At 47.8% G+C, this 13,952-nt stretch carries 13 protein-coding genes and 1 pseudogene; 6 read left to right on the top strand and 8 right to left on the bottom strand.

Going from position 1 to position 13,952, the window contains the following annotated elements:
* Positions 1 to 130: 130 nt before the first annotated feature.
* Entirely contained in the window at positions 131 to 1,339 is a 1,209-nt protein-coding gene (locus tag IQ219_RS08485; RefSeq protein WP_228016814.1) for an aldo/keto reductase, read from the bottom strand.
* Positions 1,340 to 1,540: 201 nt separating this feature from the next.
* On the opposite strand from IQ219_RS08485, the gene fabG reads away from it, so the two are divergent.
* From fabG to IQ219_RS08460, 5 genes and pseudogenes are all read left to right on the top strand, one after another.
* Positions 1,541 to 2,284, top strand: coding sequence for a 3-oxoacyl-[acyl-carrier-protein] reductase (gene fabG / locus IQ219_RS08480; protein ID WP_194019024.1), 744 nt, complete (start codon positions 1,541 to 1,543; stop codon positions 2,282 to 2,284).
* Entirely contained in the window at positions 2,284 to 3,093 is an 810-nt protein-coding gene (locus tag IQ219_RS08475) for an aminotransferase class IV (RefSeq protein ID WP_194019023.1), read from the top strand. The genes fabG and IQ219_RS08475 overlap by 1 nt, the downstream gene beginning before the upstream one ends.
* A 217-nt stretch (positions 3,094 to 3,310) precedes the next feature.
* The gene (locus IQ219_RS08470) at positions 3,311 to 3,817 is read left to right on the top strand and encodes a hypothetical protein (protein WP_194019022.1); all 507 of its coding nucleotides are present in this window, start codon (positions 3,311 to 3,313) and stop codon (positions 3,815 to 3,817) included.
* 20 nt (positions 3,818 to 3,837) lie between these two features.
* Positions 3,838 to 5,061 (top strand): annotated as a pseudogene (locus tag IQ219_RS08465) (ABC1 kinase family protein); the annotation flags it as partial.
* A 499-nt stretch (positions 5,062 to 5,560) separates the two neighbouring features.
* Positions 5,561 to 5,950: a clan AA aspartic protease gene (locus tag IQ219_RS08460; RefSeq protein WP_194072326.1), complete on the top strand. Its 390-nt coding sequence runs from the start codon at positions 5,561 to 5,563 to the stop codon at positions 5,948 to 5,950.
* Positions 5,951 to 6,038: 88 nt separating this feature from the next.
* On the opposite strand, the gene uvrC is transcribed toward IQ219_RS08460, so the two are convergent.
* The 3 genes from uvrC to IQ219_RS08445 form a co-directional block, all read right to left on the bottom strand.
* The gene (gene uvrC, locus IQ219_RS08455) at positions 6,039 to 7,949 is read right to left on the bottom strand and encodes an excinuclease ABC subunit UvrC (RefSeq protein WP_194072325.1); all 1,911 of its coding nucleotides are present in this window, start codon (positions 7,947 to 7,949) and stop codon (positions 6,039 to 6,041) included.
* 96 nt (positions 7,950 to 8,045) lie between these two features.
* On the bottom strand, positions 8,046 to 8,309 hold the full coding sequence (locus IQ219_RS08450) for a type II toxin-antitoxin system RelE/ParE family toxin (RefSeq protein ID WP_190599711.1): 264 nt from the start codon (positions 8,307 to 8,309) through the stop codon (positions 8,046 to 8,048).
* A complete protein-coding gene (locus IQ219_RS08445) occupies positions 8,296 to 8,529 on the bottom strand; it encodes a CopG family transcriptional regulator (protein ID WP_190599712.1) in 234 nt (77 codons plus the stop codon). Before IQ219_RS08445 ends, IQ219_RS08450 begins: the two co-directional genes overlap by 14 nt.
* Before the next feature lie 135 nt (positions 8,530 to 8,664).
* Here IQ219_RS08445 and IQ219_RS08440 point away from each other — a divergent pair, with 135 nt between their 5' ends.
* Positions 8,665 to 10,437 carry an N-acetylmuramoyl-L-alanine amidase gene (locus IQ219_RS08440; protein ID WP_368667593.1) on the top strand — a complete coding sequence of 591 codons (1,773 nt, stop codon included), beginning with the start codon at positions 8,665 to 8,667 and terminating at the stop codon, positions 10,435 to 10,437.
* On the opposite strand, the gene IQ219_RS08435 is transcribed toward IQ219_RS08440, so the two are convergent.
* The 4 genes from IQ219_RS08435 to murQ all read right to left on the bottom strand — a co-directional run.
* On the bottom strand, positions 10,420 to 10,914 hold the full coding sequence (locus IQ219_RS08435; protein WP_228016813.1) for a M67 family metallopeptidase: 495 nt from the start codon (positions 10,912 to 10,914) through the stop codon (positions 10,420 to 10,422). The genes IQ219_RS08440 and IQ219_RS08435 overlap by 18 nt on opposite strands.
* Positions 10,915 to 10,980: 66 nt before the next feature.
* The gene (locus tag IQ219_RS08430; RefSeq protein ID WP_228016812.1) at positions 10,981 to 11,364 is read right to left on the bottom strand and encodes a hypothetical protein; all 384 of its coding nucleotides are present in this window, start codon (positions 11,362 to 11,364) and stop codon (positions 10,981 to 10,983) included.
* A 131-nt stretch (positions 11,365 to 11,495) separates the two neighbouring features.
* On the bottom strand, positions 11,496 to 13,010 hold the full coding sequence (locus IQ219_RS08425) for a site-2 protease family protein (RefSeq protein WP_194072322.1): 1,515 nt from the start codon (positions 13,008 to 13,010) through the stop codon (positions 11,496 to 11,498).
* A gap of 56 nt (positions 13,011 to 13,066) precedes the next feature.
* The coding region (gene murQ, locus IQ219_RS08420) for an N-acetylmuramic acid 6-phosphate etherase (protein WP_194072321.1) at positions 13,067 to 13,952 on the bottom strand (886 nt) is incomplete at its 5' end.

Below are 13,952 nucleotides of genomic sequence, written 5' to 3'. Positions count from 1 at the left end.
GTATTCATGGTGGTCGTTGGGTAGCAGGGCAAAAATGGGTCAACCTCATCAAATCGAACTGGAAGCCATGGCGATCGCCGTACTTTGTCTGGCCAGCACAGCAAAACATTAGCAATTCTTCCCAGAATAATTAACTAGTTTTGGCCACCTCCTGACGGGACAATCTTTGCACCGTTTCCCCTTTAAGCATTCGATCCGTTTCCTGCAAAATTTCTAACACCCTCTGTCGGTGGGGACTGTGGGCTAAACATTGCCAGAGTTTTTGCTCATCAAAGTTGCTGGCCGGTTGACCAGGGAACCAATGGCCGCCGTTGCCCAACAGGTTGTAGCGCATTTTGCTGTATTCCACCAAGTCAAAGCTTTGGCAAAGATTATAAAGCCAGAGAATTTTGGGAATGTTAATTTCCCCAGGGGTATTTTCCGGGCTGGGTAAACCGATGCGCCAACCATTGACCCAATCTTCCCCTAAAGCTTCCACCATGGCCCTATGGAGGTTCGCCAAAATCGGTTGTAAAACTTTTTCAGTCTCCTGCTCCGATGCTAGATAGGGCAGGGTTTTTATATGCTCATCAAAATCCGTTGGCCGGGATGCACCAATACTGAGGGTGTGGACTTGGGAATGGGATAGGCAAAACAGATTGTTAAATACCATCGGGCTGAGGGGTTGGCATAAATTCACCAGCTTTTGGGGCGGGTTATAAAGTTGTCCTCCCTTATCGGATGGGCTAATAATAAAGACCCCCATATCCTGGGCCGTGGCGGCGGCGATCGCCGGCCAATTGTCTTGAAAAATGTAGTACCAGTGGAGGTTGACGTAATCAAATTCCCCGGAATTAATCGCTTCGGTAATGATTGCGGTGGGGCCATGGGTGGAAAAACCAACAAACTTTACTAGGCCTTCCCGTTGTAATTGCCGACAAACAGCTAAACAACCGCCAGGACGTAAACTTTGCTCCAGGGTTTCCCGATTGTTAATGCCGTGGATGCCCAACAAATCGACGTATTCCAGATTTAAGTAACCCAAAGATTTATCAAACTCCCGGCGAAAGTCCTTAGGGTCATCCTTAGGGCTAACCTTTGTCTGCACAATCAATTTTTCCCTGGGTAATTGGGGCAAAATTTTTCCCAACTGCATTTCCGAAGTGCCATAACCCCTAGCAGTTTCAATGTGGTTAATGCCCAACTCCAGGGAACGCTCAATGGTGGCTTGCAAATTGTGCTGGTTATCCTGCGGAACCTGAGCGAAGGGCGCATCCTGCCATTGGAACTGATAGCGCATGCCTCCACAGGAAAAAACCGGCATGGACAATGCAGTGCGGCCAAAACGTCGATAAAGCATAGGGTGGGGGAAATTTGCGGAACTTCGATCAGGAAATGTCATTGGTTAATTATTTTTTAGGGTAACCCAAAGCTCCCTGGGCTCCCAGGGAAGTTCCTCCATGGATGCGCCAAACCCTTAAAATGAGACTCGGTTTGCATTGTGAAATTATGGCGTAATGGCTGATTGGCCATCGATTGCGCCTCCATAGGAGAACAGTTTATGACAGCATTAACGACACAGGTGGCATTGGTAACTGGGGCATCCCGGGGTATTGGTAAGGCAACGGCTTTGGCCCTGGCCGCCACGGGGATGAAGGTGGTGGTGAACTACGCCCAATCCAGTACTGCCGCCGATGCTGTGGTAGCGGAAATTATAGCCAACGGGGGAGAGGCGATCGCCGTACAGGCCAATGTGGCTAACAGTGAGGACGTGGATAAGTTGATTAAAACCACGCTGGACAAATTTGGTCGCATCGATGTGTTGGTGAACAATGCAGGCATCACCAGGGATACGTTGCTGTTAAGAATGAAGCTGGAAGATTGGCAGGCGGTCATTGATCTGAATTTAACCGGAGTCTTTCTTTGCACCAAAGCAGTGTCTAAGTTAATGCTCAAACAAAAAAGTGGGCGCATTATTAACATCACCTCCGTGGCGGGCATGATGGGTAATCCCGGGCAAGCTAACTACAGCGCCGCCAAAGCAGGGGTAATTGGCTTCACCAAAACCGTTGCCAAAGAGCTGGCTAGTCGGGGGGTGACCGTCAATGCGGTGGCTCCCGGTTTCATTGCCACGGATATGACTGAAAATCTTGATGCAGAGCCAATTTTGCAATTTATTCCCCTGGCTCGCTATGGTCAACCGCAGGAAGTGGCCGGCACTATTCGTTTTTTGGCCACGGACCCAGCGGCGGCCTACATTACCGGGCAAACCTTTAATGTGGATGGCGGCATGGTGATGTTCTAATGTTGTACTGGTGGGACGGTCAATGGTTTGAGCAGGATGTAATCGAATTACCGATTAATGAGCCTGGCTTACTGTACGGGGCCACTGTATTCACCACTCTGAGGGTTTACCAGCAATGTCTTGACCATCCCTTTACCCACTGGGTTGATCATGGCGATCGCCTGCGACGAAGTTTAGTTAGTCTGCAATGGCCTGCACCAGACTGGGGGCCGGTGGATCAAGCGGCTCGGCATTTGAGCCAACGGTATCCAATCCTACGTCTAACCTGTTTTCCTTCGGGACAGATATTAATAACAGGGCGGGCACTGGCGGAAGATTTGGAACAACGACAACAATTAGGCATTAATGCTTGGCTGATGGCCCCCGGTCGTTACCAACGTTCCCTAGCGGAATTGAAAACGGGCAATTATTTCGCTCCTTGGTTAGCCCAACGTATTGCCCAGGAAAATAACGCTCAGGAAGCCATTTTGACCGATGCTAACGGCCATTGGTTGGAGACGTCCACGGGGAATCTCTGGGGTTGGCGGGACGGCGAATTTTTTACGCCCCCTTTAACCGGGCAACAGTTACCGGGTATTACTCTCCAGCATTTAAGGGGATGGTTGCAGGAGCAAGGGTTAACCATTCATGGCGATCGGTGGTCAAAGGATTTGGTCCACACTTTTCAGGGTTTGGCCTACAGCAACAGCGGCGTGGAAATTGTCCCCATCAATCGGGTCGGGAAGGAGGGAGAAGGTTGGTTAAATTTTGCTTCTGCCCAGAGTCGGGAGTATGGCCTGCTGGCGAGTTATTGGATAAAGAATCGCTGAATTTTTACTCAAGCCAACGTAAACAAAGATTACGAAAAGCTCCAATTTATGCCCATTCTGTAAAGATCCATCTCAATTTTTTCCTCGGAACTAAATCCCCTGCCAATAATAAAAATATCTGCAATTATTTCTTGGGTAATTTTTGCCCCATTATTCCAGCTTGATTCAATTTTGTTTAACTTTAAATACAACTCTGTTAACCAGAGTGAGGTGATCTATGAACCGTACCGCTAAATTAACCATTGCCATGGTGGATTGGCCACTGCTCGTGATGGGCAGTTTGGCCATGTGGCTCGCCGGTAGCTTGGTGATGGATTTACTGGTGGTGCCCAGCCTTTCCGCCGCTGGTATGATGGCCGAACCGGGTTTTATCAGTGCTGGCCATTTACTATTTTCCGTTTTTAATCACCTAGAACTCTTATTTGCGGGTCTAGTGGCGTCTGGCTGTTTTTTACTCCATCAACAGGGCTTTTTCTCTGCTCCAGGACAACGATTTAGTCGAATTTTCGCCATTATTCTGTTGGCGATCGCCATTGTTTATACCTACATTTTGACCCCAGCCATCACGGATTTAGGCTTTGATATGGCGAGTTTCACCAGCACCGGGGAAATGCCTGCGGCGATGATGCCCTTGCACTGGCTCTATTGGGGGCTAGAATTAGTTAAATTGGCACTGGGACTAACTCTCCTACACTGGTCTTACCAAGCAGCAGTGCGCCATTGACCAATTCTTATTGACACTTAATGTTTGCCTTACCTCAAGCCGGCGATCGCCGTGGCGAGATCATTAAAGTACTGCTCAGCAACGGCTGGGACTACATGAACGGCCTCTTAACCATGGGGAAAGTGGGGGAACCACAAATTCCGACACCGGAAGTTCTCACCAAAATCCTCGTCGAGTTGGGGCCGTTCTACGTCAAATTAGGGCAACTGCTCAGCACCCGCCCCGACCTTTTACCTCCCCGCTACATCAACGCCCTCACTGCCCTACAATCCAACGTTCCCCCCTTACCTTGGTCGGCGATCGATGATTTATTGCAGCGAGAATTTCCCCAACCGCTGGGGGAAACATTTCAAGAAATTGAGCCTGAACCCATCGCCGCGGGTTCCATTGGTCAGATCCATCGAGCGGTGTTGCAGAGTGGGGAAACCGTTGCCATTAAAGTTAAACGTCCCGGCATTGATGCCGTCGTGGAGCAGGATAGTTTACTGATTAAAGATGTAGCTGAGTTGATTTCCCGGACAGAATTTGGCCAGAATTACGACATTGTCAAACTAGCGGATGAGTTTACCCAAACGGTTAAAGCCGAGTTAAATTTTGATACCGAAGCGATTTATACCAATACCCTACGGTCTAACCTCGCTAAAACCACCTGGTTTGATCCCAATCAATTAATAATTCCGAAAGTTTATTGGAAATTAACTAACGAGAAATTTCTCGTGTTGGAATGGCTTGATGGAGTGCCAATTTTAACGGCGGATTTAAGTCAGCCCCCTAGCGAGAAAAATATTACCGAACGCAAAAAGGAAATTACCACCCTATTATTCCGGGCCTTTTTCCAGCAACTTTATGTCGATGGCTTTTTCCACGCCGATCCCCACCCCGGCAACATTTTTTACTTAGAAGATGGTCGTTTAGCTCTAATTGATTGCGGCATGGTGGGTCGCCTTGATCCCCGCACCAGGCAGTTATTAACGGAAATGCTATTGGCGATCGTTGATTTGGATGCCAAACGTTGTGCCCAGTTAACGGTGGAGTTGTCGGAATCGGTGGGCCACGTTAACTTCCAGCGGTTAGAGGTGGATTATGAACGCATGTTGCGGAAATATTATGACTTAAGCTTGTCGGAATTTAACTTCAGTGAAGTAGTGTATGAATTTCTTCGCATTGCCAGGGTAAATAAACTGAAAGTTCCCGCTTGTTTGGGACTATACGCCAAATGTTTAGCCAACCTCGAAGGGGCCGGACGCCAATTTAATCCCGAATTAAATTTATTTACCGAAATTAATCCCCTGATTACTGATCTTTTCCGTCGGCAACTGTTTGGCACTAACCCTTTGCAAACAGCCTTAAGGACAGTCTTAGATCTCAAAGCAGTTTCCCTCAAAACCCCTAGGCAGATGGACGTATTGCTCGATCGCCTAACAACGGAAACGTTGCAATGGAATGTCCGCATTGAGGGTCTGGAACCCTTACGACGCACCATCGATAAATCAGCGAATCGTTTATCTTTTAGCATTGTGCTTGGTTCCCTAATTATGGGGGCGGCAATTCTTTCCACTGGCAATGATCAACAGTTGACTTTAATTGCTAATATTCTGTTTGTGGCTGCTACGGTAATTGGTTTTTGGTTGGTGATTAGTATTCTTCGATCAGGAAGATTAAAATAATAATTAGTTCGCCTGAAAACGGTTATAGTTATGCGATCATAGCCAGCAAATTATAATTTTTCTTGAGGTCAATAAAATGGGTTTAGTTTATGCCAATATTGAGCTTATTAATCCCAAAGAAAAAACTCTACAACCAATGAAGGTCAACGCCTTAGTTGATACAGGAGCGATCACCCTTTGCATTCCTGAGCATGTTGTCATTCAACTCAAATTAGAAAAGCTGGAACAGCGGGAAGTCACCACCGCAGACAGCAAAAAAAGACTAGTTGATTATGTAGGACCAATTCAAGTGAGGTTTGGCAATCGCAACTGTTTTACTGGGGCCTTAGTCTTGGGGGATGCAGTGTTGCTGGGGGTTGTGCCCTTGGAAGATATGGATTTGGTTATTAGTCCCCGTTCACAAACCATTATGGTCAATCCTGAAAGTCCTAATATTCCTACTGCTTTGGTAAAAAATATACGGTAATTTTACTCTCATGGGCAACAAATTTTCTGAAAATGTTGGTAGTAAGATATGTTGTCAACCCATCCGCATGGCTGTTCACAACTAAGACTCATAAAGACTCCGCTGTGGAAATAACAGTTTGTTCACTTGTGGGATGAAAGTAATCATAAATCGCCTGGGCTAATTGGGGGCCAATTCCCGGTACTTCCTGTAATTGTTTGACGCTGGCCTCCCGAATATAGTCCAAAGAACGGAAATGGGCTAACAGTTGTTTTTGGCGACTAAAACCTAAACCGGAGATTTCATCTAGGCGCGATCGCCGACTTTTACTAAGTCTTTGTTGACGGTGGAAACTGACAGCAAAGCGGTGAGCTTCATCCCGCAAACGACGCAATAATTGCACTCCAGGCTGCTCCGCATGGGTGAGCAACGGTTGAGATTCCCCCGGTAGAAAAATTTCTTCCCTTTGTTTAGCTAAACTAACCACTGTAAATTTATCCAGTAAATCCATTTCCGTTAGCACTTTAACCACTGCTGATAGCTGCCCTTTACCACCATCAATCATAATTAAATCTGGCCAATCCTCTTGGTTATTTTTGCCTTTTGTAGAGGATTGAAAACGACGGCTAATTACTTCCGCTAAACTGGCAAAATCGTCGGAGTGGCCAACTTTAATAGATGGATTTTTGATTTTATAATGGCGATAATATTGTTGGGCTGGCACTCCATCAATGAATACGACTTGGGAAGCCACAGCGTTAGAACCTTGAATATGGGATATGTCATAGCCTTCGATGCGTTTTGGCAATGTTTCTAAGTCTAAAATATCCATTAAATCTTCTAAAGCTGTAACATTTTTGTCCGTCTGTTTTTGTAGCCTTTCTAACTCATATTGGGCATTCCGCTCCACCATTTCCAAGAGCTCAGCTTTAGTTTGTCTTTGGGGCACATTAAACATTACTTTTCGTCCCCTTTGGCTGGTTAACCAATCGTTGAGCAATTCCCCATCAGGTAAAGCACAGGGCAGAATAATTTCACTGGGAATTTCCACCGCATCCACCTGTTGATAATGCTGTTCCAACACCCGTTGTAATACTTCCCCTTTTTCTTGTTCTGACTCTACTCCGTCAGCGAAAAACCCCAGCCTTCCTACCAATCTCCCCGCTCGGATTTGAAATAGCTGAATGGCGCTAATTTGTCCGTCACTAGCCACGGCGATCGCATCTCTGGAAATGGTGTCCTGGGGTAGGGAAACTTTTTGATCGGCGTTGAGTTTACTCAAAGAATTAATTTGATCTCGAATGGTGGCCGCTTGTTCAAATTTTAAATCCGTCGCCGCTTTTTCCATTTGTTCTGTCAATAGTTGGTGTAGCTCTTGGGTACGACCCTGGAAAACCATGGCTACTTTCTGCAACGTTTGGCGGTATTCTTCTGGGGTAATTAATTCTTGGCACACTCCAGGACAGCGACCAATGTCATAATTTAAACAGGGACGATGTTTAAACAGAGGCTGGCGGCGTTGTCGCAGGGGAAAAATACGCTGTATTAATCTTAGTGTTTGCCGTAAACTGAAACTATCCACATAGGGGCCGTAATAGCGATCCTTAGCTTGATTTAAACGGCGTTTTCTCGTAATAAAAATTCGGGGATAGGTTTCCGACCAAGTGATACACACATAGGGATATTTTTTGTCATCCTTGAGCAAGACATTAAAATGGGGTTGATGTTGTTTAATTAAATTTGCTTCTAAGGTTAGTGCTTCCGCTTCCGTATCGGTGACAATAAATTCTATGTCTGCTATCTGTTGCACCATCAAAGCAATGCGAGCAGTGTGGGGTTGGGAGTCCCGAAAATAGGATCTCACCCTAGTTCTCAATTTTTTTGCCTTACCAATGTAAAGAATTTCCCCCTGGCGATCGCCCATGAAGTAAACCCCAGGCTCTTGGGGAATTTGTTGCAGTCTTTGCTCCAATAAATCCGGCTGTTGTATTAAAGGAATGGGATTGGCCGTGACTACCATTGCTAAAAAAGAAAGGTTTAAATTTTAATTGTAGGAAGTTTTAGAAAATCTGACACTGTAGCAAATTAATCTAGGAGTAATGCCCGATAAATATTATCACTTATCCTTATAAATACTGGAACGATGACCTACTTTAATTACAGCCACCACTAACTCCGTTTCTCTTATTTCATAGATAATGCGGTATGTTCCCTGCCGTGCCCTATATTTTTCTTCCCCTGTTAATTTTACACAACCTTCACCCCTAGGATTGATAGCCAGAGCTTCAATTCTCGTCAGAATTTTCTTGACATCACTATTAGGAATTTTTCTAAGATCTTTGGCTACAGATTGTTTGAACGTAATTTTATATTTTGCCATGGGCTTTTAGATCATTAATCAAAGCTTCATAGCTTAATTCCGGCTCATCTTTTCGTTCTGCAAAGGCAGATAAATCTTCCTGGTCTTCAGACATTAGTAATCGCACCGCTTCATCCACAATTTCCGATATGGAAACATGGGAAGAAGCCGCCTTTATTTTTAAAGCTTGATGGATAGATGGCTCGAAATAGATAGTTGATCTTTTTGATAAAGTTTTCATAGTACGATGCCAAAATCTAGCAATTACCTGACATCATAGCGTTAAAACGTCAGAATGTTGCAACGCTCTAGTGATATGGTTGTCAACAAACAGGCCAACTTCTGGAAAGTTATCGCATCGAGGAGATTGTTAAGAATGGTGATGGAATCTTGGTTGGGAACAATGATTGGTACGGGAGTAGCGGTGGTTTTCACTATGCCGGCTGTAGCCCAAACCCAGTCCCTATTTTTAGCTTATCCACCCCAAAATCACCAGACCAGTAGCCCGACGATTTTCTTCATTGGTTCTGCTGCTCCAAATGTGACGGTTAACCTGAATGGTCAGGTGATTGAACGCAGTGCCCAAGGTAATTTTGCCCCTGTTATTCCTCTCCAGATGGGGGAAAATCAATTTATCTTTCAGGCAGGCTCCCAACGGATTGAGCGCACTATTACCCGCATTAGCACTGGCCCCACATTGCCGGCCCAAGGTGGTTTTGCACCGGGTTCCCTTACCCCGGCGGTGTCCATCAGTCGCCCCGCCGATGAACCGATTTGCTTTACGGCGATCGCCCCCACCGATGCCACGGCTACAGTAACTTTGGCAGGCCAAATCATTCCCCTCACCCCCCAGGGCAATGTGGTACAGTTGCCGGCCAATAACACAATTTTGCACGGAGAAAATCAGCCCCAAGTAACGGCGGCGGATCAGTATAAGGGCTGTCAAAGCTTTACTTCTGAACAATTGCCCACTTTGTTGGGAATACCCCAATTTAATTTGCAATGGCGGGGACAAACTTTTTCTGCCCCTGGCCCGGGTAGCGTGACCTTGCTCAATGGCGATCGCCCCCAGGTAGTTGCAGTGACCAGTCAGGCAGGGGTGGCCCGCACAGGCCCTGGCACTGATTATTCCCGGTTGACCCCTTTGCCCCAGGGGAGTCAAGCCAGCGTTACCGGCCGGGATGGGGACTGGTTGCGCTTAGACTATGGCGGCTGGATTAAAGCGGATGAAACTGCCACTCTACCCAGTCAAGCTCCGCCCCGTTCTATCATTCGCAGTGTGGGTTATCAGGTTTTTGGCGATCGCACAGAAATGCGTTTCCCCCTACAATTGCCGGTGCCGGTCACAGTACATCAGACTGAAACAGGATTCACTTTAAGTCTTTACAATACCACCGCCCAAACTGATACTATTCGTATTGATAATGACCCCATTATCCGGAATTTAACTTGGCAACAGATTAGCCCAGATCGCATTGATTACTACTTTACTTTTAAAACCGATCAACAGTGGGGTTACGATCTCCGTTATGAGGGCACTACGTTAATTTTGTCCCTACGCCATCCCCCCCGTATTTCTTCCCAACGAGGTAACTTGCAGGGGGTAAAAATTTTGCTCGACCCAGGCCACGGGGGCAGTGAAGCGGGGGCAGTGGGACCCACTGGTTATCCTGAAAAAGATATTAACTTGTTGATTTCCCGACGATTAGCCGATCGCCTCCGGGCCCAGGGAGCCAATGTCCATCTGACCCGCACCGGGGATGAATTTGTGTCCCTAGTCGATCGCCAAACCCAAATTAACCAAGTGCAACCGGCGATCGCCATTTCTATCCATTACAATGCTTTGCCCGATAGCGGTAATCCCAATGAAACCGACGGTATTAGTACGTTTTGGTACAATGCCCAGGCCGCCGATTTAGCCAACTTTTTACAACGTTATTTAGTGGAGAATTTGGGTAGAAACTCCCATGGGGTTTATTGGAATAATTTAGCGTTGACTCGTCCCACCATCGCCCCAGCGGTGCTACTGGAATTGGGATTTATGATCAGCCCCCAGGAATTTGAGTGGATTACCAATGCCCAAGCCCAGGAACAATTGGTGCAAGCTTTGGCGACGGGAATTACCACTTGGTTACAGCAACAACGTTGAGTCCACTTCCAGAAAATTTCCCGCTTCGTTTAAGTACCAACTTCTGCTGGTGCTGAACTTGCCATCCTTACCGGCAGCAATGAGGTAAACATACTCTGGCCAGGCAATCGCCCGGTCAAATTCGGATGGTATGGGCTGGCCATGGGGATGGGAATGGAAAATACCAATAATGCTTAAACCCTTAGAGCGACAATCCTTTTGGGCAGTGAGCAAAACTTTAGGGTCAATGGCAAAGTAATGTAACTTGCTGCCTTGATTATGATCCTGTCCAAATTCCTCCACTTTTCCCCAGCAATTTTCCGTCGGTTGAACTTCTAACACTTGCCAATGGCGATCTCGCAGAAATCCGCTGGGCGGTGCGCCGTTTGTTTGAGTAACTACCTGTCCTAGTAAGAGACCACAACATTCCTCTGGGTAGCACAGTTCCCCATGGCGATAAATCTGGGCCTGGTGAGTCCGACTAAGACTTAGTTGCATCACTTCTGTCAGTTCTCCCTGCGCTCTTTCAGCAATCCTGTAAAAATCCCGGCCATTTCTCAAACTTTAGTGAAATAACCAGCGCCAGAGGGGATGACGGGGGCCAATTTTCCGAATTCTGGCGGTGCCCCGGATCAGACTATTTCTTTCCCTAATGGATAGACCCCAGAGAAGATGACAACTTTGCCTAATTAACACTGCTCCGGTAAAGCCGATGCTGGCAAAAAGGGTGAAGGCCGGTACCATCTGAAAGGCAAAACCATAACGAATAGCTACCCAAGTGAAATGATCCTGTAATAGCACAATGTCTTCCCGGAATTGCCAGAGGGACCAAGGAATGAGAGTACACCAAATTAGTGCCACCACTGCCCAACGACCATAAACCCCCGCTTGGTAGAGGCGATAGGCGGGTTTGCTCAAACACTGGTCGGGCATTAAGCGATGGGGCATTGATGTTGAAATTTTCACGAAATTAAGTCCGTTAACTCTGGAACGGGGGATTCCGCCTATTGTCAGAATGTAAGACTAGCTACTCCTTGGGGTAGAAAGATTCGACTTCAGCGCAAGCGAGTCGGGGTAGTTCACGCTCCAATACCTAACCTTAGGGCCCAGTTGGGGCTAAAGGGAATCAGGGTGAGTAACATCAATAGCAGAGCCAGCAGTCCCAGGCCGGCCCTGGTGTCATCCGGTTCTGTCAACTCGTTTAGACTGGGCCGTTCTAGTTGCCGTTGCAAAAATAAAACCACGATCGCCCAGTAGAGGGGGATGGGATTAGCGGGGTTAAAGAGGGTAATGCCCCCCAAAATAATCAACGTGGCAATGGTGGTCCGCCGAGCTACTTTGCGGCCGTAGATAGCTTGAATAATGCGGCCACCGTCCAATTGGCCCGCCGGGAGCAGATTCAAACCATTAATGACTAAACCTAACCAACCGAGCACCGTGAGGGGATGAATGGCCACAATGTCCTTAGTCAGGGCATCGCCAAGGATGACTTTGGCTACAGTGCCCACCAGCAATGAACCCTGCAAAAACTGCACCGGCAACTGAAAAAGGCTATCTTCCCTGGAAAGTATTAAACCCACCATCAGGAATAACAGGGACACTAAGCCCCCCACTGCCGGCCCGGCGATCGCCACGTCGAATAGGGCATTACGACTGGGTAACAGGGACTCAAAACGGGTAATGGCCCCAAAGGAACCAATTTGCCAATTGGGTAAAAAGAATGGCCAACTGAGGCGTACATCCCACTTTTTCGCCTGCCAGAGATGGCCTAGCTCATGGGCTAGTAGAATAATACCCACGGCGATCGCCAGGGGAACCGTTTCCCCCACCCGTTGCCAATTGTCCACTAAGTCAAAGCCCAACAGGGCCGCACTGGCTTCCAATGTAGTGACAATGGTGGCCACCAGTAATACCACCGCCAAATTTTTCTGGGCCAGGGTGCTGGGCTGGGGGTCATTACTGCTGGGGAGAATAACTACCACCGGCCGGTCTTCGCTACCTTCCACCAAAAAGAGACGGTATTTATCCCCCATCAAATCCTTAAGTTTAGCCGAAAGTTTGCCAAAGGCGTCCTCCGCCTCCGTCCGTAAATTGCCCTTAAAAATTGCCCCCTCCTGGTAGGCAATGGTCTCCGTGGCAAAAAAACTATCAATGCTAAAAATCCCTTTAATAATTGTCAAATCTTCCGGTGGAATGGGGGAAGCATCCTCTTCGAGGCTAGTGGTGGCATTGACTTCGCCAACAGTTGTGCCCTGATCTGGCTCCTTGGCCAAATTCTGCAATCGTTGGGCCGCTTTTTGACGCAACAGTTCCGCTTGCCCTGCCTCCCGCATTTGCCGACCGAGGTAGATGTAAATTCCCGCCGATACTAAAAGCAGAATTAATACTGCGGGCAAACTGAGGGACAACCCTAAGCTAAAAAGGACAAAATACAACAGCCAAGGGGCCATCAGCACCACGGACTGTAGCCAAGCAAGTTTGCCAAGCTTACCAAAGGGTTTGGCCCGCCGGTAGCCCCAGACTAAAACACCGATCGCCAGGGCAAAAATGACGAAGACAATGGGGGTTAAAAACTGGTCTAGGGTAGTGGGCATGGGTAAAGCAATGTTGGGAGTTGGGAGTGGAACTATCTCTGGGCAAGGTTAGGGGGCTAGGGCAAGGCATCCATGGCCTGGCGTAAATTACCACCATGGCTGAGCAGTTGGGCTTCGGCGGCTTCCAGGCTGAGCCCGGACCAATGCATTAACAACGCTAACTTAACCCGTTGGCCACTGGCATTCAGTAGTTGGCCCGCTTGCTCCCGATTTAAATCAGTTAAATCTTGCAAAATACGCACTGCCCGGTCTTCTAGTTTGCGGTTGGTTACAGCCACATCCACCATGCGATTGCCGTAAACTTTGCCTAATTTGACCATGGCACCGGTGGAAAGAATGTTCAACGCCATTTTGGTTACTGTGCCTGCTTTCAAACGGGTGGAGCCAGCTAAAATTTCTGGCCCTGTCAACAATCGAATATTCACATCCGCTGGCCTGGGGGCTTGGATTTCCGGCACACAGGCAATGAAAATTGTTTTTGCCCCCCTGGCCCGGGCCGCATCCAAAGCTCCATGGACATAGGGAGTGGTTCCCCCGGCCGTAATGCCCACCACCACGTCCAATTGGGTAATGCGATGGTCGGCGATCGCCCGGGCTCCATCTTCCGCAATATCTTCCAACCCTTCCGAACTGCGGAGTAGGGCACTAGCTCCCCCGGCTAAAATACCCTGCACCAACTCCGGCGGTGTACAAAAAGTGGGGGGACATTCCACCGCATCCAACACCCCCAGGCGGCCACTGGTGCCGGCCCCAATGTAGAAAAGACGACCCTTTTTAGCTAAAGCCCCACTAATAATTTCAATGGCCGCCGCTAAATCTTCCCTCGCTGCGGCGATCGCCGTTACCGTCAGTTGATCCTGTTGGTTAAATAAATCTACCAACTCCAGGCTAGACAACTGGTCCAAATTTTGGCTTTGGGGATTGGCCTGCTCTGTTAATAGA

The organism is Synechocystis sp. LEGE 06083 (assembly GCF_015207725.1).
Taxonomy (GTDB): domain Bacteria; phylum Cyanobacteriota; class Cyanobacteriia; order Cyanobacteriales; family Microcystaceae; genus Synechocystis; species Synechocystis salina.
This window is presented reverse-complemented; position numbering and strand designations above follow the sequence as displayed.

Coding starts and splice junctions, on each gene's coding strand:
- IQ219_RS08445 (WP_190599712.1), bottom strand. CDS start 8,529: ATGAAAACTTTATCAAAAAGATCAACTATCTATTTCGAGCCATCTATC.
- IQ219_RS08450 (WP_190599711.1), bottom strand. CDS start 8,309: ATGGCAAAATATAAAATTACGTTCAAACAATCTGTAGCCAAAGATCTT.
- IQ219_RS08430 (WP_228016812.1), bottom strand. CDS start 11,364: ATGCCCCATCGCTTAATGCCCGACCAGTGTTTGAGCAAACCCGCCTAT.
- IQ219_RS08440 (WP_368667593.1), top strand. CDS start 8,665: ATGGTGATGGAATCTTGGTTGGGAACAATGATTGGTACGGGAGTAGCG.
- IQ219_RS08485 (WP_228016814.1), bottom strand. CDS start 1,339: ATGCTTTATCGACGTTTTGGCCGCACTGCATTGTCCATGCCGGTTTTT.
- IQ219_RS08470 (WP_194019022.1), top strand. CDS start 3,311: ATGAACCGTACCGCTAAATTAACCATTGCCATGGTGGATTGGCCACTG.
- IQ219_RS08435 (WP_228016813.1), bottom strand. CDS start 10,914: ATGCAACTAAGTCTTAGTCGGACTCACCAGGCCCAGATTTATCGCCAT.
- IQ219_RS08425 (WP_194072322.1), bottom strand. CDS start 13,010: ATGCCCACTACCCTAGACCAGTTTTTAACCCCCATTGTCTTCGTCATT.
- IQ219_RS08475 (WP_194019023.1), top strand. CDS start 2,284: ATGTTGTACTGGTGGGACGGTCAATGGTTTGAGCAGGATGTAATCGAA.
- uvrC (WP_194072325.1), bottom strand. CDS start 7,949: ATGGTAGTCACGGCCAATCCCATTCCTTTAATACAACAGCCGGATTTA.
- fabG (WP_194019024.1), top strand. CDS start 1,541: ATGACAGCATTAACGACACAGGTGGCATTGGTAACTGGGGCATCCCGG.
- IQ219_RS08460 (WP_194072326.1), top strand. CDS start 5,561: ATGGGTTTAGTTTATGCCAATATTGAGCTTATTAATCCCAAAGAAAAA.